Raw genomic sequence first — 21,723 nt, forward strand, 5'->3', positions numbered from 1 at the left:
GTGTTCCCAGCCTTCCCCTTGAGCCGCTATCGCCTCTGCGCCCTGTCGCTCATCGCCTGCGCCCTGACCCTCGCCGCCTGCAACGCCCCACCGGTCAGCTCCCTGCCCACCGCGCCCGAGGTGGCGTCGGGATATCGCACCGACCTGCAGACTCAATACGCCGGCAAACACATGGCTGCGGCCGCCAACCCGCTGGCCGCCGCAGCCGGGCGTGAGATGTTGCGCCAGGGTGGCTCGGCCATCGACGCGGCGATTGCCATGCAAGCGGTGTTGACGCTGGTAGAGCCGCAATCCTCGGGGATCGGTGGCGGTGCATTGATCGTGCTGTGGGATGGCAAGGCCGTGCGCACCTACGACGGCCGCGAAACCGCACCGGCCGGCGCCAATGAAAAACTCTTCCTGCAAGCCGACGGTAAACCCATGCCGTTCCCTCAGGCCCAGATTGGCGGGCGCTCGGTCGGCACACCGGGGGTGTTGCGCGCGCTGGAACTGGCCCATCAAAAACACGGCCGCCTGCCTTGGGCAAAGCTATTCGAGCCGGCCATCGCGCTGGCTGAACAGGGCTTTGCGATCTCGCCACGCCTGCACACGATGATCGCTTCCGATCCGTTCCTGCCGCGCTCGCCCGACATGGCCGCGTACTTCCTCAATGCCGATGGCAGCCCGAAAGCCGTCGGCTCCTTGCTAAAGAACCCGGCGCTGGCCAAGGTGCTCACGCGCATCGCCGCAGAAGGCCCGAACGCGCTGTATCAAGGCCCGGTGGCCGAGGAAATCGTGGCCAGGGTTCAGGGCCACGCTAACCCCGGCAGCCTGTCGCTCAATGACCTCAAGGGCTACAGCGCCAAGGAGCGCGCGCCGCTGTGCACCGACTACAAGCGCTGGCAGGTGTGTGGCATGCCGCCTCCGTCCTCGGGCGGGATTGCCGTGGCACAGATCCTCGGCACCTTGCAGGCCCTGGAGACCCGCGACAAGCGCTTCGCCCTGGCGCCTCTCAAACCGCTCAAGAGCCACCAGCCGGCCGGCCTCGAGCCGGCACCTGAAGCCGTGCACCTGATCGCTGAAGCCGAGCGCCTGGCCTACGCCGACCGGGCGCTGTACGTCGCGGACTCAGACTTCGTCCCGGTGCCGGTCGCCGGCCTGGTCTCCCCCGCTTACCTGGCCAGTCGTGCAACGCTGATCGGTGAGCGCAGCATGGGCATTGCCAAACCGGGCACACCGCCGGGCGTCCAACTGGCCTATGCGCCAGACCGCTCGCCACTGCGCATCTCCACCTCGCAAGTGGTGGCCGTGGACGATCTGGGCGGCGCCGTGTCCATGACCACCACGGTCGAGGCGGCGTTCGGCTCACACCTGATGGTGCAGGGCTTCATGCTGAACAATCAGATGACCGACTTCTCGTTCATCCCCGAAGAAAACGGCCAGCCGGTGGCCAACCGCATCGAACCCGGCAAACGCCCGCGCTCGTCCATGGCGCCGACACTGATCTTCGATCGCCAGAGTGGCGAACTGCTCGCCACCGTCGGCTCGCCCGGCGGCTCACAAATCATCGAGTACGTCGCCAAGTCGGTGGTCGGCATGCTCGACTGGAACCTCGACCCGCAAGCGGCCATCAGCCTGCCGAACTTCGGCAGCCGCAACGGCCCCACCGAACTGGAAAAAGGCCAGTTCAGCCCGGCGCTGATCCAGGCGCTCAAGGATAAAGGACACGCGGTGAACGAAATCGACATGACCAGCGGCACCCAGGCCATCGTCCGGGTGCGTGATGCCCAGGGCAACGCCTCATGGGCCGGCGGGGCCGATCCACGGCGCGAGGGAGAAGCGTTGGGGGATTGATTGGGCGTGCGACCAAAGCATGAGCACACTCAGTCGAACACGAGGCTGTGGCGAGCGAGCTTGCTCGCGCTGGGCTGCATAGCAGCCCTGATACCGGCCACCGCGAATATTCAAATAGTACGCTATGGCCGGATTGCGACCGCTTCGCGGCCGAGCGGGAGCAAGCTCCCTCGCCACCAGTGAACCCCTGCGCCTTAGCCACACCACAGGCTTGAGCTTTACCCAAGGGCAAGGAATAGGCTGGTTCCAGCAGCCAAAAAAGGAGGTTCCATGCTGACAATCGGACAAATGGCCCGTATTCACGGGCTCACCACCAAGACCCTGCGCCACTACGACAGCATCGGTCTGTTCGCACCCGCACTGACCGGGCGTGACAACGGCTATCGCTACTACCGCCCCGAGCAGATCATCACCCTGGGGCGTATCGTCTGGCTCAAGCAGTTGGGCATGGCGCTGGAAGAAATCCGCAGGCTGGCCGACAACGGCAGCCTGGACAGCGTCATCAGCCTGCGTGAGTCCCTGCAAGCACATGCCCGCACACTGCAAAGCGCGATTGCCCGCGATCAGCAGGTGCTCGACCACCTCACCCGCTATCTGGCGCAACCGGAACGCAGCCTGCCGGCACCGCAGACGCCCGAGCGAATCCTTTATCCCGCCCTGCGCATCATGGGCATGAGCTGGCAACAGCAGGACGAAGGCAGCATCGCACAGATGTGGGAGCGGTTCTTTCCACGGGAAGAGGAGATCGACCGGTTGCAGGATCCAGTCGGCACCTTTGGCGTCTGCCAGCCACTGGACGACGGCCAATGGCGCTATGTCGCAGGCTTGCCGGTGAGTGCAGATGCGCCGCTGGTGCCGGGCATGGTGGAGCTGCAGATTCCAGCTCGGCACTACGCCCGGGTCAAGCACCACGGCAGCGTCACCACCCTACCGGAGACCTTCCGCGCGGCTTACAGCGAATGGCTGCCGGCCGCGGGCATGGCGCCCGACGAGGGGGTGGAGTTCGAATACTGCGGTGAGCGGTTCCTGGGGCCGATGCACCCGGACAGCGTGACCGAGTTGTACATCCCGCTGAAAAACTGACGGTCAGCGCAGCCTTTGCAGGCTGCGCCCTCATCCTGACGCAGCAAGACGCAGATGAATCAGCGCCAGGCGCCGACCTTGCTTGTCTTGACGCTCTTCGATCGAAAACGGTGTGAACCCGAGCTTGGGATAGAGCAACAAGCCAGCCACGTTGGTGTTGAAGCAGGACAACGTCACCTCGCCCGCCTGGTGCCGGGTACGGGCGATGGCGATCATGTGCTCGATCAACTGCGCACCGATCCCCTGCCCCCTGGCCTGTGGGTCGACAATCACATTGCCGAGGGTGCAGGTGCCGCCGGTTTCCCAGCGATAGAAGTTGGCAAACCCCACCACGACGCCATCCCGTTCGATCACCGTGGAGTCTGAGCGCTTGTCGATCGAACCCTGGAGTTGCGCTGGGGTAAGCGGCCAGGTCGCGGCGGGAAAGAAAAAGAACTGCTCTGTCCGGTCACGGGCAAAACTGCAAATACGCGGGATGTCCTGCTCGTTTACCGCTCGAAAACTGATGCTCATGTTCGGGTCTCCTTGTCCCTTGGGGGCTCAACCATTCCCATAGCTTTTACTCGACCTGCTGTCCATCGATCAACCGGGAATCCGGCTGACAGCCAACCTGCGCCTGAGCTAACGTGTCCGTCACCGCCAACCCGGCCACGAAGACTTCCCATGGGCAAGCCAAACCTCCTCACCGACTGGTTCCATCGCGCGCCCAAAACGGGCGGCGTGGAGCGTATCGAGGCCTTTTTCTCGGGGCATGGCTACGACCTTCACCGCCACGACACCTATGCCATTGGCCGTACCCTGTCCGGCGTACAAAGCTTCCAGTATCGCGGTGGCTGGCGGCACAACCTGCCGGGCGCAACCATGGTGTTGCACCCGGACGAAGCCCACGATGGCGAGGCCGGCACCGAAGACGGCTTCAAGTACCGGATGCTGTACGTCGAGCCGGCGCTGATCCAGCAGATGCTCGGTGGCCAGCCCCTGCCCTTTATCAAGACCGGCATTTCCACCGACCCCCGCCTGTTCGCCGCCACCGACGTCTTGCTGCAAAGCCTGGACCGCCCGCTCGATCCATTGGAGCAACAGGACGCACTGTTCGACCTGGCCCAGGCCATGAACGCGGTTTCCGGCGTCCCAGCCCGTCGCCAGCATTTCGACTATGTCGCGGCCGAGCGCGCTCGCGAGTTCATGCACAGTGCCCTGGGCCAGGCCGTGACCCTGGACCAACTGGCCGAACACAGCGGGCGCGATCGCTGGGGGCTGTCACGGGATTTTCGCTTGCTGTTCGGCACCAGCCCCTACCGCTACCTGACCATGCGCCGCCTGGACCTGGTGCGCTCGCTGCTGATCTCGGGCGAGTCACTGACCCAGGCGGCACTGATCGCAGGCTTCAGCGATCAAAGCCACATGACCCGGCAGTTCGGCAAAGCCTACGGCCTGTCACCCGCGCGCTGGATGAAAATGCACCGTTCCTGAGCGCCGCACAATCGTGCAAGAAGTCCCTGGCCGCTCTCGCTAGTGTCGAGCTGAATCAACCGATGAGCGCCTGGTCATGAAGTCCTATCAAAGCCTGAATTTCGCCAACAAGCTGCAGCAGATAAACGAGCATTGGTCGCCACGGGTCATCGCCGAAATGAACGACTATCAGTTCAAGGTGGTGAAACTGCTGGGGGATTTCATCTGGCATGATCATCAGGATACCGACGAGACCTTCATCGTCCTTGAGGGGCAACTACGCATCGACTTTCGCGATGGCCAGGTGCTGGTGTCCGCCGGCGAAATGTACGTCGTGCCCAAGGGCGTCGAGCACAAGCCCTTTGCCGAACAGGAAGTCCGGCTGCTGCTGATCGAACCCAAGGGCGTGCTCAATACCGGCCATGAAGGTGGCGAGCGCACGGCGCTGAATGATCAGTGGATCTGAAGTACGACACCGAGAATTTCATCCCTGGCTTTGCGGGCAGAATCAACGCGCTATAGTCCGCTCTGCACCACCGTCTATCACAGGAGAGTCATGCATGGATCAATCACGCGCAGCGCTGTTCGATGGCATCGCCCAGCAACTGGGCCATCGTTTTGATGGTGAACTACGGATTGGCGGCAACTACGTGCCGGCCGTACAACAGGGCGATCAGGTCTACGTCAGCGGACAGATCCCGCGTATCGACAATACGGTGATGGTGGTAGGACGGGTCGGCGCCGAAGTGTCCCTGGAGCAGGGTCGACACGCCGCCAGGATTTGCACGATGCGCGCCCTGGCCATCCTCGCGCAGCATCTTGGCGATCTGGACGCCATCCAGAAAGTATTGCGCATCAACGTCTACGTACGCAGTGCCGAAGACTTCACCCAACAAAGTGAAGTGGCCGACGGCGCCTCGGAAGTGCTCTACGGGATCTTTGCCGACGCTGGCGTGCATACGCGTACCTCGGTCGGCGTGTACCAGTTGCCCAAGGGCGCCGCGGTCGAAGTCGACATGATTGTCGCACTCAAGCCTGCAGCGGCGCCGGTTGACGAAGACGACATCTGCGATTGAGAGGCCTCAAGGGCAACAGGTCGCGCCTGGCTGTAGGGCGACCTGTGGCAAACGCGAGCCGAAGTACAGCGCCGCGCTCATGCCCACCACCCCCATCACCGCGCAGAACATCACGCAAATCCAAGGGCTCCAGGGCATCAGGCCAATCAGCAACAACGGCGTGATGCTGGCCCAGATCGCGTAGGCGATGTTGTACGTGAACGAAATCCCCGAGACCCGGATTCGTGCCGGAAACAGATTGACCATTACCGACGGTACCGCGCCCACCACCCCGCAACTCAAGCCGGCAATGGCATACGCCAGGCCGATCCACTGCCCACCACCGATCAGGCTGGTGTAGAGCACGCCAATCCCCAGCGGCAGCAACAGGCTATAGAGCATTACGGTGCGCCAGGCGCCGATTCGGTCGACGATGACACCGGCAATCACGCAACCGATGTTCAAGAACACGATACCCAGACTACTCAGGGCAAAGGTATGGCTGGCGGTCATGCCGAAGGTCTTCTGCATCATGGTCGGGGTGATGACCACAAAGGTCACCACCGCCGAGGTCAGCACGCAGGTCAGGATCACCGCTGGCAGCATCGCCATCCGATGCTCACGCAGCACGGTGCGCAACGGTAACTCGGTGTGCCGTTCGCGACTGGCGTGCATGGCCATGAACACCGGGGTTTCATTGAGCCAGCGGCGCAACCACACTCCAATCACACCGAACACCCCGCCCAGCAGAAACGGATAGCGCCAGGCGTGATCGAGAATTTCCGCCGGGCTGAAGGCCTGCGCCAGCAAGGTCGCGGTCAATGCGCCGATCAAGTAGCCGAACGTCAACCCAGCCTGCAAGAAGCCCAGGGCATATCCCCGATGACCGACGGGGGCATGCTCGGCCACGAACACCCAGGCACTGGGCACTTCACCGCCCACTGCGGCCCCCTGGAACACCCGCAGCAGCAGTAACAGCAAGGGCGCGAAATAGCCGATCTGGGCATAGGTCGGCATGATCCCGATCAGCAGGCACGGCAACGCCATCATCAGGATGCTCAGGCTGAACACCTTCTTGCGCCCCAGTCGATCCGCGAAATGCGCCATCAGAATCCCGCCCAGGGGCCGCGCCAGGTAGCCGGTGACAAAAATCCCGAAGCTTTGCAGCAGGCGCAGCCACTCCGGCATTTCCGGCGGGAAGAACAGCTGGCTGAGGGTCAGGGCGAAAAATACGAAAATGATGAAGTCGTAGATTTCCAGCGCTCCGCCGAGCGCCGCCAGGCCCAGGGTCTTGTAGTCGGACCGGGAAAACGGCGCGGGACGAGTGACAGGGATGGCAGTCATGAACAGGCTCGAAAAATAGACAAAAAACACGGCGCCCATGGTCTACGCAAACGCGCTCCCGGACAACCCGTTAGACCATAGTCCTAGATGTGCAAAACAGCACCGCAAAAACGCCTTGATTGAATTACTGTTGCCGGCTGACCAAAAGGGCCCCGAGGACCCTGCTGGCACCCCAATAAACATAAGAAAATCGAGGTACTTGCGTGTCTACCGATATCGAAGACAGCCGCTCCGCCCGCTTTGCCCTTCGCTGCTCGAACTTTGCCGAGCGCTGGTTTCCCGACTCCTGGGTCTTCGCTGCACTCGCGGTGATCATCGTTGCTGTCGCCACCATGGCCATGGGCGCCAAGCCCACCGATGCCGCCATGGCCTTCGGCGACGGCTTCTGGAGCCTGATCCCGTTCACCATGCAAATGGCCTTTGTGGTGATCGGCGGTTATGTGGTCGCCAGTTCGCCACCGGCGGTGAAACTGATCGATCGCCTGGCTCGCGTGCCAAAAAATGGCCGCTCGGCCGTGGCCTGGGTCGCGCTGATTTCCATGGTCGCATCCTTGTTGAACTGGGGCCTGTCGCTGGTGTTTGGCGGTTTGCTGGTACGCGCGCTGGCCCGACGTACCGATTTGCGCATGGATTACCGTGCCGCCGGTGCCGCCGCTTACCTGGGGCTCGGGGCGGTCTGGGCGCTGGGGCTGTCTTCGTCGGCGGCCCAGTTGCAGGCCAACCCGGCCAGCTTGCCGCCTTCGATCCTGTCGATCACTGGCGTCATTCCATTCACCGAGACGATTTTCCTCTGGCAGTCCGGCGTCCTGTTGCTGGCGCTGGTCGTGGTCTCGCTGGTGGTCGCCTACGCCACCGCCCCCGGCCCGAACTCCGCCCGTGACGCCAAAGACTGCGGCGTCGATCCCAGCTTCAGCCTGCCAGCGCTGGCCCCTCGCTCCCGCCCCGGCGAATGGCTGGAATACAGCCCGCTGCTGACCATTTTGCTGGTGCTGCTGGCAGCCGGCTGGTTGTTTCATGAATTTTCGACGAAACCGGCGATCAGCGCGATCTCGGGGCTCAATACCTACAATTTCCTGTTTCTGATGCTCGGGGCACTGCTGCACTGGCGTCCGCGCAGCTTCCTCGATGCCGTGGCCCGTGCGGTGCCCACCACCACGGGTGTGATGATCCAGTTCCCGCTGTACGGTTCCATCGCCGCGTTGATGACCGTGGTCAAAGGCACTGATGGCCAGTCCCTGGCGCACCATATCTCGAGCTTTTTCGTCAGTTTTGCCTCCCACGACACGTACGCGGTGCTGATGGGCGTGTATTCGGCCGTTCTCGGCTTCTTCATTCCGTCCGGCGGCGGTAAATGGATCATTGAAGCGCCGTATGTGATGCAGGTCGCCAACGACCTGGAGTACCACCTGGGCTGGGCCGTGCAGATCTACAACGCCGCAGAGGCGCTGCCCAACCTGATCAACCCGTTCTACATGCTGCCGCTGCTCGGCGTACTGGGATTGAAGGCGCGGGACTTGATCGGGTTTTCATTCGTGCAATTGCTGGTACACACGCCGCTGGTGCTGTTTCTGTTGTGGGTATTGGGGACTACGCTCCAGTATGTGGCGCCAGTGATGCCTTAGCCCGAGGCCCTGCAAGGGTGGCACACGTAACACGTGCAGCGTTTCAGACTGATACTGGACCTTTCGTCATCAATCGTTTCAGTATGTCTTACCCCCCGTTTCCGGGGCCCACGCTGAAAAGGATCTGAGCATGTTCAAACTCCCAGGATTGAGCCTCACCTTCGCCGCCCTTGCCTTGAGTACCTCCGCCCTCGCCGATACCCAGCTGAAACTGGGCAGTACCGAGCGGGTCACGCGGTTGTTCGCCTACCCCAACAACTGCAATGTGATTTGCTATCGCAACTGGACGCTGGAGCAAACGGTCCAGCACTACCTGACCCAAAGCGTTCAGCGCGATGGCTACCACACCGCAAAAGTCCGGGTAAGAAAAGACAAACAGCAATTGGTCGCTGATATCAGCGGCGTACCAAAGGACTACGCAAAACCGCTGAGGGCCTTACTCGATGCCGGGGACCTGGCCCACAATGGCGCCAACAAACTCAATGCCGACGGCAAGTGGGCGTACAGCTGGTACCTTTTCCTGCCCTTGGGCATGGCGCTGGAAAACCGCAAGAGCGTCGAGTTGCTGCACTTCCCGCCGGACTATTCGCTGACTCAGGCCCAGGACTACCTGGAATCGAAGACCACCGACCGCTGGGCAACGCTGTTGACCGTCAATGGCATCGCCGCCGAACAAACGCCGGCCTACCAGACCATCATCGACATCGCGCCGATTGCAGCCCCTTCCAATGCCGGCAAAGACCTTGAAGGCGTCTACGGTTACTTCAAGGACTACCAGACCACCATGGTCAGGCAATTCAGCCAGACCGCCAGCGGCGTGACCTTGCCGATGGTCGCGTTCGGCGCACCGGTGCGTAACTGGATCAAGGAACAGTATGGGCCGACCGTGACCGTGCTGGGCCTGGCACACATCAACCCGACCCCAAGCGTGACGGTGCCGGTGCTGGGCTCCAACCATCCCAGCTACATCTGGTACGCCGCCGACCCCGAGAACTATGACGGTGATCAGGCCAAGGCCGATGCAGCGGGCTTGAAGGTGATGGGCCAGGATTTGAGCGCCGCTTGCTGGCAGGCCGGCATGGGCAGCAAACCGTCCAGCGACCCGAGCGTGCAGCTCAATTCCTGTACACAAAACTGGCAGGTGACCCAGAAAGTGAAGACCTGCGAGCTGTTCTATACCTCAATCCGCCAGCTGACACCTGAGCAGGCTGCGGCCAAATGCTCGGCCCCGGACATCAAACCCCAACTCGAGCAGCTCCGGGCGCCGTTGCCTGCGCTTGCGCAGGCAGCCCCGCACCTTTAAACCGGCTTGCCGGCTTGCTGCGTAAGCCTTCACTGACGCAGCAAGCAGGCACTCTCCCCTGTCAATACTGACAGTAGACCTGCGGTTTCATTTGCGCGACGCTTGGTTTGTACCCTAGGGCTGCTGGGCTGACAGGATGGCCCGTCGACGGTAGTCGCAGCGCTGAACAGACAAGGATATGTCATGAAAACCCAGGCCACGGCTCTGTCACACCCGAGTACCTGTATTTACCCCTATGAAACGCTCAGTACGAATCAGGGCTATCCATCCCTGGCCGACTTCGAAGTCGTCGGCAGCAATGATCCTCCCCCTTCGGGCATCAGGGCCCAGCGCCATTACCAGCGCATCACGCGAATGTGCCGCATCTCCGGCCAACTGACACATACCCGGCAATTGCATACCGTTCAGCTGGTTCCAGGCATTCATGTCTACGACCGGTACTTCTGCGGGCGGTTGCCACACTCATGCGACCCCAATGTCTTTCTCGACATGAGTGAACTGTGGTTATGGGCGTTGCACGACATCAAGCCCGGCATCTGGCTGTGCATGGACTACACCAGCACCGAAGACAAACTGCTGCGCCAGTTCGCCTGTCGGTGTGGCTCGCCGGAGTGCCGAGGCTGGATCACCGGCTACGATGAACCGCCAAACGCCGAAGGCCGGCTGTTTCTGCAGCACTGGCACCGGCACGGCCCCCAATAGCAGGGAGCCGGGGTCTTTTACACGGCGCCAACCGGGCGCAGGCGGTACTGCGGCGGCAATTGCTCGAAACCGCTGATGGTCGCGTTCAGGCTTTTCCAGCGACCGTCCTTGATGCCGTAGATGCAGCCATGAATCGACAGGCTCTGCCCGCGATGCCAGGCATTCTGGATAATACTGGTATGACCGACGTTGGCCACTTGCTGGATGACATTGAGCTCGCAGAGACGGTCGACCCGCTCTTCTTCGGTCGGCAACTGGCCAAGGGCTTCGCGATGCTCGTAGTACAGGTCACGGATCGAGCGCAGCCAGCCGTCGATCAGGCCCAACTGACGGTCCTGCATCGAGGCGCGCACACCGCCGCAGCCGTAGTGGCCGGTCACCAGGATGTGTTTGACCTTGAGCACATCGACTGCGTACTGGATCACCGACAAGCAGTTGAGGTCGGTGTGCAGCACCACATTGGCAACGTTACGGTGGACGAAGAGGTCACCCGGCAACATGCCGACGATTTCGTTGGCCGGCACCCGTGCATCGGAGCAGCCGATCCACAGGTATTCAGGCGTCTGCTGTCGGGCCAGCTTGGCGAAAAAGTCAGGATCTTCCTGCTTGATCGCATCGGCCCAGCGCTCGTTGTTATCAATCAGATCTTGTAATTCGTTCATGCTCTGAAGCCTCAAGAATGGTGCGCTGATTTGACAGACAAGCGTCCGCCGGGGTCACGCAGGTGATGCAGATAACCTCAGGTACAGGCTGTGCGGGAATCTTCCCCCTCCGTACCTGTCCACACTATAAGTAGATACGCAGTATGAGGCGTTGCCATGACCGAATCACGACGTCCGTTCAATTCGGTGCAGCCGGAACCCATCGACGACAACGAGGATCGCATGGGTTCGATGCGCGAACTGGACTTCAATGAACAGCCATCCAGGGCAAAAATCGGTGATACCGATTCGCCACCCGAGCGCCAACGGCGACCCGCCGGTGAAGCATCGACAGGGACGACCGATGAGGAGCATGACGCCACCGACGATGACCTGAGCCCGGAAACCCTGATTCGCGAAGACGGTGCCCGCGACGCACAGGAAGCCGATGAAAGCTTCAGCCCCGACTGGGACCTGAGTATTGTCAATGAAGCCGACATCGGGGGTGGCAAAGGCCTGGATGAAGCCGAACTGGCGCAGCGCGACCCGCTCGACCGCAAGCGCTGATCCTGTGCCCTCGCCGGGTTCGCCTTAATCCACCAACGTACAGGCCATGACGACAGCATCTTCACGCCCGCCTACCGCCGGATAGTAATCACGACGGCGGCCGACTTCGTTGAAACCGTAACGCTCGTACAGGCGGAAGGCGGCGCGGTTGCTGTCGCGCACTTCCAGGAAACACTCCCTGGCCTGCGCGGCGTAGGCACGCGACATCAGGTGTTCCAGCAGCATCAGGCCCAGGCCGCGCCCCTGATTTTCAGGCTTGACCGTGATATTGAGCAGGTGCGCCTCATCCAGGATGATTTGCACCACCCCGTGACCCACCTGTTGCTGCCCCTCGAACATCAGCCAGATCTGGTACTTGCCCAGGCCATCGAGAAAGATCCCACGGGTCCAGGGATGACTGAACGCCGCATATTCGATCCTCAGTACAGCGTCCAGATCCGCTTCGGTCATCGGGCGGAACGATACAGCGTCACTCATTTGATTCTTTCCAACGCGCCATCAGCCGACGCATGGCTTGCCAGACTTCAGCCTTACGCTGTGGCTCTTCCATTAATAACTCCAGGCCAGGCAGCGCCCAGACCGACCCCAGGCCTTCGACCTGAAGTTCACGGTTGTAGCTTTCGGCATTGGCCTCACCGGCAAAACGCACCGCCGGCAGACCGATCAGCCACAGGCACACGCAGGGAGCGTCTTCCAGACGAGCCGACAAGAAGCCCTGAACAAAGTCGCGGGCCGCTTCCGGTCCCTGATCCAGGGTGCCGCGGGCCAGCAGCGGCCAGCGCACCGGCTCACCGACAATTTGCGGGCTGTCCGGCAGTCCGGCGGCGCGCAGCATGTCCTTGAGCAGCAAGTAGGCCGGATCCCGGCTCTGGAACGCTTCGCCTGTGGGTAACTCCACCAGCAGCAGGCAGCGGCCGGCACGCAGCAATTGCAGGGCAAAACGCGGCGGCGGGACCTGCGGGGCCTTGGTCGCCACTGGTGCGGCGTCAGCCTCCTCGACCGGTTTGCTTGCCGGGCGTGCCACCGTAGGTGTCGGGCGCGGCACCTCGATCTTGACCCGCTCAGCCGGCCTGGCCAGCGGTTGCACAACGGTATTCGCCACCGGAGCCTGTGCAACCGGCGCTTCGACCAAAGGTTCCAGCGCTTGCAGCAGCTCGGGCCGCGACGGGGCAGCAAAGGGCAATTCGGTGCGCGGCAGCCAGCTGACCACCTGCATGGCAGTCAGATAAGCGCGACGGCGGGACTCGATAAGCAAAGGTCGGCCACTTGTGGATAACTGAGGTACGGGATTCTACCGCCCTTCGCTGAAGATCGCCCGCTGTTGATCAATAGAAAAACGACTGTCCGTCCCGTCAATCCCGCGAGGGTGATGCCCATCGCACGCGATGCAGTACAATCGCTGCTTTTAATCGCCAACCAGCCGGCCAATCCAATGATCGAACCCAAGCGCGTCTTGCGCGCCCTCGCCGAACACTGGGCACTTCTGGAGCCGCTGTGCGAGCATTTCGACCAAGGCACACTGAGCCTCAACGAACTGCGCTTACAGCTGGCCGCCCAGCAACTGGACAGCACGCCACAGGACATTACCAGCCTGCTGGACGTGTGGATCCGCCTCGATATTCTGGTTCCGGTGGCCAAAAGCCCGAACCGTTTTGAACTGAACGCGCAGATCCACGACTTCCTCGCCTACCTGCGCCGTGAGCACCGCTTGGGCCTGTGCCTGGAAATCGAAGCCTACCTGCGGCACTTGGAGCGGCTGGCCGGCTACATTCAAGACGCCTTCGACGTCCGTGACGGCAACGACCTGGCGCGCCAGTTGCGTTTGCTCGACATGCGCGTGCGTGACGTGCTGAAAAAGCTCGCCAACGATGAACAGGCCCTGGTGGCCGTCGCCGAGCGGGCCAAGACCAGCGACCGGCAGATCCCGCTGCGCCAGCGCTATGCCGAGGTACTGGCGACCTGGGACGAATACGTCGAGCCGATGATCCAACTGGTGAACGCCGACGGCGCCTTCGAGCAGGGGGTGCGCAAGGTCGAAAACGTGCTGTTGCGCATGCTCACCGAGCAGCAACGCCTCGGTCATCTGGTCGACGATGACATGCTGCTGCGTACCCATGCGCGGATTCTGGAAATGCAGACCAGCGCCCAACTGACCTTGCGTCACGCTCGCGAGCTGCTGCTGCCGTTGCGTGAAGAGGCCCGCCGGCACAATGCCGTGACCCGTGGCGCGGCGCTGGCCTTGTCGATGATCCGCCGCAAGGGCATCGACGCCGTACCGCAAGCCGCCATGCCGATGTTCACCCGGCCGCAAAGCACCTTCCTGGGCAGTGCCAGCCAGGTCGAAGCCTACGTGTACGCCCTGGCACGTTTCGAGCCGAAACCGGCGCTCTTCCCCAAGGCCCACAAGACACAGAAAGGCGAAGCCCCGCGTGCCCCGCGTACCGTTCGGGAAATGCTCGAACGCTGCGAAGGCGCGCTGCCGATGCCGGACCTGATGACCTGGCTGCTGGAGCAGGAACCGGACGGCGCAACCGACGAGTTGCTGTACTGGTTCTCCCGCCTGTCACGGGACAAGCGCTTCCAGCGCGAACGCCTGGAACGTCGCGACTACCATACTCACGAGCACCAGGTCAGCCTGCGCTCCTTCGCCCTGCTCTCGGCCGGCACAGACGCCACCGAGAATTCCGCGAGCACTCCCCATGCATCTTGATCTTTGTGAACTGTCTCAGCTGGCCCCGATCTTTCGCGAACTGTTCAAGGGTTACCACGTCAGCCGTCGTGATCCCGAGCTGTATGCCCAGCTGTCGAACTTTCAGGACCAATACCGCACCTTGTTCAAGGCCCTGGGCTTTGAGCTGGTGTGCGACACCCGTGGTTTCTACTACTTTGTGCCGGATCTCGCCGCCGCGGCGGTGAACAAGACCGCCCAGCGCCTGGCGTTGTTCACCTTCATCCTGGTCGAGCACCTGGCCGACCAGGGGCGCGACCCGATTGCCGTCCTTGATGGCGGCAGCCTCGGTCGCGACGAGCTGCCGTCGTTGCTGGAAAAGTACCGTGACCTGTTCATCCAGGCCGAAGTGCAAACCCAGGAAGAGCTGGAAGAAAAAATCATGCGCCGCATGACCCAGCTGGGCTTTGCCAACGAAGAGAACGGCGTCTACCGTTTTCTGCCGCCCATGCACCGTTTCCTCGACGTTTGCCTGTCGGTCCAGCAGGACCGCGACCTGGCGGCCAGCCTGCACAGCGTGCTGCCATTGCCGGCTCCGGTGCTGATCGACGACGACAGTGATGAAAAACTGCTGCAAACCGATGATCCGCTGGACCTGAGCGAATTCGAAGGTGAGGAAAGCGAAGAAGACGCCCTCGCCCGCGCCATTGCCGAAGAACAGGAAATCGACGCATGAGCAAGGAACGTTACGGCATTCGCCGCTTTGCCCTTCTGAACACCGCCGGCTATAGCCTCGGCCTGTTCCCGCTGGAAGAGCCACTGTCGGTCTACGGCGCGAACAACCTCGGCAAGTCCGCCTCGATCAACGCCTTGCAGTTTCCGATTCTGGCGCGCATGTCGGACATGAGTTTCGGCAAGTACAGCCTGGAGCAATCGCGGCGCTTCTACTTTGCCTCCGACACCAGCTACATCCTGGTGGAAGTCTCGCTGCCTCACGGCCCCCATGTGATCGGCGTGGTCGGGCGCGGCCCGGGCGGTGGTTTCGGTCACCAGTTCTTTGCCTACGCCGGCAAACTGGACCTGGCCCACTACCAGAAGAACGACACCTGCCTGCGCCAGAAAGAGCTGTTCACCAACCTTGAACGCGAGGGACTCAAAGCCTACGAGCTCAAGCCGGACGAACTGCGTCGCCTGCTGGTGGGCGGCCACACCTCGATTCCACTGGACCTGACGCTGATCCCGCTGCGCTCCACCAGCGAACAGAGCCTCAAGACCTTCCGTGCGCTGTTCATCAACCTGCTGCACATGCGCGAAATCACCGCAGCCAAGCTCAAGCAACTGTTCCTCGATGCCTTCGAGCACAGCCTGCGGTCCGGCAGTGTCGATTACATTGCCGCGTGCGAAGAAGCCTTCCGCGATGTACGTCGCATGGAGCAGGACTACAACTCGCTGGTCACCGCCGGCCCCTTGGTCGAAGCGCTCGCGTCAGGCGTTACCCAGCGCAACATCCTGCGCGGCAAATTGCACCGCATCTCGCCACTGCTGGACTCCCTGCTCGGCACTTGGTCGGACTATGCCAGCGCACGCAAGGAAGAGCTGACGATCCAGGCCGAGCACTATCGCAATGAGCAGGACGCGCTGCAGAACGATCAGCGTGGCGGCACTCAGGAGCTGATGCGCCTGGAGCGTGAGATCACTGGCATCCAGCGCTGGCTCGGCGAGTTGTCGGTCCTCAAGCATCGCTTCGCGTTGGTGGATGACGTGAAACTGCTTGAACAGCAATTGTTGGCCGCCAAGGACGCCCACGACGAACTGGCCGGTGCGCTGGCGCAATCGCGTCAGTTCAGTGCCGAAGACCTGGATGAGCGACTGCGGGATCTGGAAAAGCGCCTGAAGTCGGTCAAGCAGCAACTCGACCACGCCGACAACAACAGCTACGCCCGCCTGCGTGAAGAGTTCTCGCAACAGGACGTCGAACGCTTGATGCGCCTGTTCAACAGTGCATTGTTCAGCTTGCCGCTGGGCGAACATGGCATCGCGCTGGACGAAGACGGTCAGTGGGTCAAATCCATGGAGCTGATCCTGGATGGCTTCAAAGGCGAACGCTTCGAAGTCCCGGGCCTGTCCATCGACCTGTCGCACATTGAGCCGCCAGCGTTGCAAGCACTGGCTGACCGCGCCGCGCTGCGCGATCAGAAAGAGCGCCTGGACAAAGAACTCAAGCAGCTGAAGACCCAGCAAGCGGTTGCGGCCGACCGCGCCGCGAGCAAGACCCAGACCGAAGCGCTGTACCAGCAGGTACTGGACGCGCAGAAAGCCCTGGAGGACTTCCGTCGCACGCAAACCCTGAGTGCCGAAGAAGGTGACAAGCTGGAACAGTTGGCGCAGATGGAAGCCGCGCAGGACGAACTCAAGCGCTCCAGCGACGCCTTCACCGAACGCGTCCAGCAACTGTCGGCCAAGCTGCAACTGGTCGGCCGGCAGATCGGCGACATGGAAGCCAAGCAGCGCACTCTCGACGACGCCCTGCGCCGCCGCCAGTTGCTGCCAGCCGACCTGCCGTTCGGCACGCCGTTCATGGATCCGGTCGACGACTCCATGGATAACCTGTTGCCGCTACTCAATGACTATCAGGACAGCTGGCAGGGTTTGCAGCGGGCTGACGGCCAGATCGATGCGCTGTACGCCCAGGTGCGCCTCAAGGGCGTGGCCAAGTTCGACAGCGAAGACGACATGGAGCGTCGCCTGCAATTGCTGATCAATGCTTATGCGCACCGTACCGACGAAGCCCTGACCCTGGGCAAGGCGCGGCGCGCGGCGGTCACCGACATTGCGCGCACCCTGCGCAACATCCGCAGCGACTACGACAGCCTTGAACACCAGCTGGCCCTGTTCAACCGCGAGATCAACAAGCGTCAGGTCTCCAACCTGCAAAGCTTCCGCATCGTGCTGGCACCGAACAAGGAAGCCCTCAAGCATATCGACCAGATCATCCACAGCGCCGGTCAATATGAAGAAGGCGAAACCCTGTCGGTGTTCGACCTGAGTCAAAGCGCCGAGCAGGACAACAAGAACGAAGAAGCCAAGGAGTACCTGGCGCGCCTGGTGGCGGCGAACCACAACCAGCTCGGCCTCAAGGACCTGTTCGAGCTCGCGTTCGAGATCACCAAGGTCAACGGCCAGCCCGTGATCCACACCGACATCGATGGCGCGGCCTCCAACGGCACCACCATGACCATCAAGGCGCTGACCAACATGTACTTGTTGCTGCACTTGATGGACCGTGACCTGGCCGGGCGGGTGCGCTTGCCGTACTACCTCGACGAGGCCGCCGACATTGACGAGAAGAACCAGGCGGCGCTGCTGGAAACCAGCCTGCAACTGGGCTTCGTGCCGATTCTGGCCAGTGTGAAGCCACAGGTCTGCGCCAGTGTGGCCATCGACCTGGAAGGCGGCAGTGGGCCGAACGGCATCTACATCGATGAGGCAGACTGGAAGTTCATTCGCCGCCATGACGAGGTGAAAGTCGCCGTCAAGGTCAAAGCGGACGAGCCCGAGCTGGATGCGGTCTGATTTGCTTTAATCGGCGCCAATGAAAAGGCCGCGATCCAATGGATCGCGGCCTTTTTTGTGGGCATCGCTCAAGTTCCCATGAAGGCGACCTCACCGACGCCCAGCGGCCTCCAGACTATTTGCCCAGAGCAATCTTCGGCGCCCAGACCAGCCACTCGTCTTCGAACTTGTCGAACAACGGGAAGGTCTGCTGTGCTCGCGCAGGGTTGCCCATGCGTTCCCCATCCGGTGTGGCGAAGGCAATACCGCCCTGAATCAGGGTTTCCAGCGATTCGGTGCGTACCGTCGCCCCCTTGAACAGGCTGTAGTCCAGGCCAAAACCACTGCTGTTCCAGAAGCGCGTGCCGCTGCGAACCAGGGGCGCGTACTTGGGCTCGATCAGGATATGAATCAGCACCCGATCCGCGGTTTGACCCAACTCGTAGCCGGTCACCTTGCCAACGGTGATTTCCCGGTAAGTCACTGGCACGCCGGCTTTCAGCGAACCCCGGCGAGCAGCGCTCAACACCAGGCTCAAGCCCGCTTCCTGGGCCACGGCTTCAGGCGGCTGGGGCAGCGCGACGAAGTTCTCTTGCGGGCCGAGGTTCTTCGCGGCGGGTTGAACCTCGATGTATTGCCCGGTCACCAGGGTTTCCAGGTTGGATGTCTTGATCAGCCCAAGCTCCGGCTTGACCACCCAGAACTGGCTGCCAACCCGGGCAATGCGTTCCGGCACCACGGTAATGCGTGCGGTGAGCAGCACGGACTGTAGGTCATCGCTGAGATCGACATCTTCGACCTTGCCAACATCCAGCCCTTTATAGCGAATCGGCGTACCGGTACGCAGACCGTCTGCACGATCGAGCTTGATCGTGACCACGGCACCTTTCTGAGTCGCCTCTTCATGGTTGGCGAACAGACGGAAACGCGGGATACGCTTTTGCAGGGGAGCCTTGGCTTCCGGTGTATCGAAAGCAATACCACCCGCCATCAGGCTTTGCAGAGACTCGCTTTTGACTTGAATCCCGTTGATGCCACCGGTCAGGGTGATGCCGCTGGCATTCCAGAATCGTGTCGAGGCGTTGACCAGTCCTTCGTACTCTTTTTCGATATGTACGCCGACGAGCAGCTGTTTCTTGGTCCGCGAGAACTGATAGCTCTGTACCGAACCAACCTTGACCTGCTTGTAGAGAATCGGACTGCCGACCTCCAGCGAACCCAGGTTTTCAGTGAACAGCACCAAGTGCAAGCCCGGTGCGCGCAAGTCCAACGGCGGCGCCTTTGCCCGAGCTTCAAAATCGCGCTTGGGGGCACTGCCCTTGTCGCCAGGCCGCACGGCGATGTAGTTGCCCTTGACCAAGGCCTCCAGCCCGGTGATACCGGCCAGCGAAATCGACGGCTTGACCACCCAGAACTGAGTGCCTTCGACCAGGTAATCCTCGGCCAACGGGTCAAGGGTCAATTCGGCAGTGGCGCTGGACAGGTCGGAATCGACTTTGAGCGCCTTGAGGTTACCGACCTGAATCCCTTTGTACATGACCGGTGTACGGCCGGCTTGCAGGCCCTCGAAATCGCCCAGTTTCACTTTCACGCGAATACCGGCCTGAGCGGCATCGAAGTCTTCAAAGAGACGGAACGGCAGACTCGGGTCCGTAGGCGGGCTGTCTTTGCGGTTTTCCGGTGTTGCGAAGGCGATACCGCCGGCAACGAGGCTGGCCAGCGACTCACTGCGAATTTTCACACCCGACAGGTTGGCATCGATACTGACCCCGCTGGCATTCCAGAAACGCGTATGTTTGCGCACCAGGCTGGCGTAAGTCGGCTCGATGTACACTTTGATCTCGACGGTGTTCTGATCTTCGGACAACAGGTAGCTCTTCACCTGACCGACCTGGATCTGCTTGTAGAACACCGGGCTGCCGCGATTCAGAGAGCCCAGGCGATCGGCCTTGATAGTCAGGTGCAAACCCGGCTTGGAATCGGAAAGCGGTGGTTCCTCCGCCAGGGCCTTGAACCTGCGGGCGGACTCGCCCTCCCCCGGACTGATGGCGACGTAGTTACCCGATACCAGGGTTTCCAGGCCGGTGATCCCGGCCATAGTCACGCTCGGCTTGACCAGCCAGAAGCGCGTGCTGGTCTTGAGGTACTGCCCCACATCCTTGTTCATCTCGATGGTGGCAATCACTCCGCGGCTTTTGCCAGCATCATCGAGCGTGAGGCTTTTGACCTTGCCGACCGACATGCCCTTGTAAACGACCTCGGTCTTGTTGGCCTGAATGCCTTCACCGCTTTCAAAACGGACCTGTACCTCTATTCCGGTTTCGTTGTAGGCACGCCAGCCCAACCATCCGCCAATCACCAAGGCGATCAGAGGCAACACCCAGATGGCCGACCAGTTGGAAGCCGGTCGGGTTTTAGCTTTAGGCAAATCAGTCATGGTCGTCGTCCGACTCCGTGTTATCCCAAATCAGTCGGGGATCAAAAGTTACTGCAGCAAGCATTGTGAGAATCACCACACTGGCGAAGGCCACCGCACCGAAATTTGCCTCGATAGTGGCGAGTCGGCCGAAGCTGACTACCGCCACCAGAATGGCGATGACGAAAATATCCAGCATTGACCATCGGCCAATGAACTCGATAAAGCGATACATCACAATGCGTTGCCGGGCGGATAAAGGCTGGCGGCGCTGCACCGAAAACAACAGCAAGGCGATACCGACCAGCTTGAAGGTGGGTACCAGGATACTGGCGATAAACACCACGGCAGCGATGGGAAACATTCCATGCTTAACCAGAGCGATCACCCCGGACATGATCGTGTCTCCCTCACCCTGCCCTAATGCGCTCACCGTCATGATCGGCAACACATTGGCGGGGATATAGAGAATGGCGGCCGTGATCAACAATGCCCAGGTACGCACTAGACTGTCAGGCCTACGCGCATGCACCAATGCACCGCAACGCGTGCATGTCTGCTCGTCGGTGTCCGGTTCCTGCTTGTTCAACTGATGGCACTCAGCACAAATTAGAATGCCCGCATCAATCGCCCGCATGAGCGTCCTCCCCTGACAGCGCTTCCCAAATCTGATGAGGCGACATCACCACCTCTAGCCAGACTTGGGTCAACAACAAACCGATAAAGCATGCCAGGCCAATCCCTATCGTGATCGAAGCCAGATCGGCCAGTTTGACGATGGCCACCAGCACGCCCATCAAATAGACCTCAAGCATCCCCCAATCACGCAAATGGTGATAAATGCGAAAGAGCAACAGGCCGTAGCTGCGTCCGATATCAAAGCGAATGCTCAGCAACACGAACAACTGACAGAGCAGCTTGAGCAGCGGGATTCCCATGCTGCACAGGAACACCACCACCGCCACACTTTGCATGCCCGTGTCGAACAAACCAAGGACACCACTCCAGACCGTGTCGTGCGACGACTGCCCGAGCAAATGGAGTTCCATGATGGGTAAAAAGTTCGCCGGAACGAACAACAGCAACGCCGCGATCACCAGGGCGAGGCTACGCTCCACGACATTGTGCCGATGTGCATAGAGTTCATAACCGCAGCGCGGGCAGAGGGCTTTCTCGTCATGGGCGAGTGGCGGCTTGCGCATCAGCAAGTCGCACTCATGGCACGCTACCAAGTTCTCCAGCGGTAAATCTGACAGCCCGGAGGCGTCAACCGGATCTGGCATAAAGGACTCTGTTTCTAAAAATAAGGGTTCTATTCTAGTGTTCTGGCTCAGAAATAACTGCGCAATTTTATATCAATCCTGAAATGTACATTTCTGCGGACAAAACAAAACCCCCACCTGCATACGCAGATAGGGGTTTCGGAATTTAATCTTGACGATGACCTACTCTCACATGGGGAAACCCCACACTACCATCGGCGAT

Annotated in this window: 20 protein-coding genes; 12 read left to right on the plus strand and 8 right to left on the minus strand. The window is 61.1% G+C overall.

From position 1 onward, the window contains the following. Both ggt and AC3WQN_RS22175 read left to right on the plus strand, forming a co-directional pair. Positions 1 to 1,833, plus strand: a complete 1,833-nt coding sequence (ggt, locus tag AC3WQN_RS22170; RefSeq protein WP_103401348.1) for a gamma-glutamyltransferase — start codon at positions 1 to 3, stop codon at positions 1,831 to 1,833. 270 nt (positions 1,834 to 2,103) lie between these two features. Beyond that, entirely contained in the window at positions 2,104 to 2,916 is an 813-nt protein-coding gene (locus AC3WQN_RS22175; protein WP_103401350.1) for a MerR family transcriptional regulator, read from the plus strand. Positions 2,917 to 2,946: 30 nt separating this feature from the next. Here AC3WQN_RS22175 and AC3WQN_RS22180 read toward each other — a convergent pair whose 3' ends face one another. After that, complete coding sequence (locus AC3WQN_RS22180) at positions 2,947 to 3,429, minus strand: GNAT family N-acetyltransferase (RefSeq protein WP_103401351.1); 483 nt, start codon at positions 3,427 to 3,429, stop codon at positions 2,947 to 2,949. 150 nt (positions 3,430 to 3,579) lie between these two features. Here AC3WQN_RS22180 and AC3WQN_RS22185 point away from each other — a divergent pair, with 150 nt between their 5' ends. The 3 genes from AC3WQN_RS22185 to AC3WQN_RS22195 all read left to right on the plus strand — a co-directional run bounded on the left by AC3WQN_RS22185 (position 3,580) and on the right by AC3WQN_RS22195 (position 5,444). Next, a complete protein-coding gene (locus AC3WQN_RS22185) occupies positions 3,580 to 4,389 on the plus strand; it encodes an AraC family transcriptional regulator (RefSeq protein ID WP_103401352.1) in 810 nt (269 codons plus the stop codon). Positions 4,390 to 4,465: 76 nt separating this feature from the next. After that, positions 4,466 to 4,834, plus strand: coding sequence for a cupin domain-containing protein (locus tag AC3WQN_RS22190; protein WP_095146729.1), 369 nt, complete (start codon positions 4,466 to 4,468; stop codon positions 4,832 to 4,834). A 94-nt stretch (positions 4,835 to 4,928) separates the two neighbouring features. Further along, complete coding sequence (locus AC3WQN_RS22195) at positions 4,929 to 5,444, plus strand: RidA family protein (protein ID WP_103401353.1); 516 nt, start codon at positions 4,929 to 4,931, stop codon at positions 5,442 to 5,444. Between the two features lie 6 nt (positions 5,445 to 5,450). Here the strand turns inward: AC3WQN_RS22195 and AC3WQN_RS22200 are convergent, their stop codons facing one another. Further along, the gene (locus AC3WQN_RS22200) at positions 5,451 to 6,767 is read right to left on the minus strand and encodes an MFS transporter (RefSeq protein ID WP_103401366.1); all 1,317 of its coding nucleotides are present in this window, start codon (positions 6,765 to 6,767) and stop codon (positions 5,451 to 5,453) included. Between the two features lie 203 nt (positions 6,768 to 6,970). Between AC3WQN_RS22200 and AC3WQN_RS22205 the strand changes: the two genes are divergently transcribed. From AC3WQN_RS22205 to AC3WQN_RS22215, 3 genes are all read left to right on the plus strand, one after another. Beyond that, positions 6,971 to 8,389: a short-chain fatty acid transporter gene (locus AC3WQN_RS22205; RefSeq protein WP_103401354.1), complete on the plus strand. Its 1,419-nt coding sequence runs from the start codon at positions 6,971 to 6,973 to the stop codon at positions 8,387 to 8,389. 130 nt (positions 8,390 to 8,519) lie between these two features. Continuing rightward, the gene (locus tag AC3WQN_RS22210; RefSeq protein WP_103401355.1) at positions 8,520 to 9,692 is read left to right on the plus strand and encodes a hypothetical protein; all 1,173 of its coding nucleotides are present in this window, start codon (positions 8,520 to 8,522) and stop codon (positions 9,690 to 9,692) included. A 183-nt stretch (positions 9,693 to 9,875) separates the two neighbouring features. Continuing rightward, on the plus strand, positions 9,876 to 10,394 hold the full coding sequence (locus AC3WQN_RS22215; protein ID WP_103401356.1) for an SET domain-containing protein: 519 nt from the start codon (positions 9,876 to 9,878) through the stop codon (positions 10,392 to 10,394). A 17-nt stretch (positions 10,395 to 10,411) separates the two neighbouring features. On the opposite strand, the gene can is transcribed toward AC3WQN_RS22215, so the two are convergent. After that, positions 10,412 to 11,056 (minus strand): carbonate dehydratase, encoded by a 645-nt coding sequence (gene can / locus AC3WQN_RS22220; RefSeq protein ID WP_095079662.1) that lies wholly within the window; start codon positions 11,054 to 11,056, stop codon positions 10,412 to 10,414. 156 nt (positions 11,057 to 11,212) lie between these two features. On the opposite strand from can, the gene AC3WQN_RS22225 reads away from it, so the two are divergent. Beyond that, positions 11,213 to 11,602: a serine kinase/phosphatase gene (locus AC3WQN_RS22225; RefSeq protein ID WP_103401357.1), complete on the plus strand. Its 390-nt coding sequence runs from the start codon at positions 11,213 to 11,215 to the stop codon at positions 11,600 to 11,602. A 24-nt stretch (positions 11,603 to 11,626) separates the two neighbouring features. On the opposite strand, the gene rimI is transcribed toward AC3WQN_RS22225, so the two are convergent. Next, the gene (gene rimI / locus AC3WQN_RS22230; RefSeq protein WP_103401358.1) at positions 11,627 to 12,079 is read right to left on the minus strand and encodes a ribosomal protein S18-alanine N-acetyltransferase; all 453 of its coding nucleotides are present in this window, start codon (positions 12,077 to 12,079) and stop codon (positions 11,627 to 11,629) included. Next, entirely contained in the window at positions 12,072 to 12,818 is a 747-nt protein-coding gene (locus AC3WQN_RS22235; RefSeq protein ID WP_103401359.1) for a flagellar biosynthesis protein FlhF, read from the minus strand. The genes rimI and AC3WQN_RS22235 overlap by 8 nt, the downstream gene beginning before the upstream one ends. Before the next feature lie 216 nt (positions 12,819 to 13,034). On the opposite strand from AC3WQN_RS22235, the gene mksB reads away from it, so the two are divergent. Genes mksB through mksF form a run of 3 tightly spaced genes read left to right on the plus strand, consistent with a single transcriptional unit; the run spans position 13,035 to position 17,843 of the window. Beyond that, complete coding sequence (gene mksB, locus AC3WQN_RS22240) at positions 13,035 to 14,312, plus strand: Mks condensin complex protein MksB (RefSeq protein WP_178081927.1); 1,278 nt, start codon at positions 13,035 to 13,037, stop codon at positions 14,310 to 14,312. Next, positions 14,302 to 15,006, plus strand: a complete 705-nt coding sequence (mksE, locus tag AC3WQN_RS22245; protein WP_103401361.1) for an Mks condensin complex protein MksE — start codon at positions 14,302 to 14,304, stop codon at positions 15,004 to 15,006. Before mksB ends, mksE begins: the two co-directional genes overlap by 11 nt. Then, on the plus strand, positions 15,003 to 17,843 hold the full coding sequence (mksF, locus tag AC3WQN_RS22250; protein ID WP_103401362.1) for an Mks condensin complex protein MksF: 2,841 nt from the start codon (positions 15,003 to 15,005) through the stop codon (positions 17,841 to 17,843). The genes mksE and mksF overlap by 4 nt, the downstream gene beginning before the upstream one ends. A 115-nt stretch (positions 17,844 to 17,958) precedes the next feature. On the opposite strand, the gene AC3WQN_RS22255 is transcribed toward mksF, so the two are convergent. Genes AC3WQN_RS22255 through AC3WQN_RS22265 form a run of 3 tightly spaced genes read right to left on the minus strand, consistent with a single transcriptional unit; the run spans position 17,959 to position 21,521 of the window. Further along, positions 17,959 to 20,259, minus strand: a complete 2,301-nt coding sequence (locus AC3WQN_RS22255; RefSeq protein WP_103401363.1) for a PqiB family protein — start codon at positions 20,257 to 20,259, stop codon at positions 17,959 to 17,961. Then, complete coding sequence (locus AC3WQN_RS22260) at positions 20,252 to 20,875, minus strand: paraquat-inducible protein A (protein ID WP_103401364.1); 624 nt, start codon at positions 20,873 to 20,875, stop codon at positions 20,252 to 20,254. The genes AC3WQN_RS22255 and AC3WQN_RS22260 overlap by 8 nt, the downstream gene beginning before the upstream one ends. Continuing rightward, complete coding sequence (locus AC3WQN_RS22265) at positions 20,862 to 21,521, minus strand: paraquat-inducible protein A (protein ID WP_103401365.1); 660 nt, start codon at positions 21,519 to 21,521, stop codon at positions 20,862 to 20,864. The genes AC3WQN_RS22260 and AC3WQN_RS22265 overlap by 14 nt, the downstream gene beginning before the upstream one ends. Positions 21,522 to 21,723 lie beyond the last annotated feature (202 nt).

This window comes from Pseudomonas sp. FW300-N1A1 (assembly GCF_058789115.1).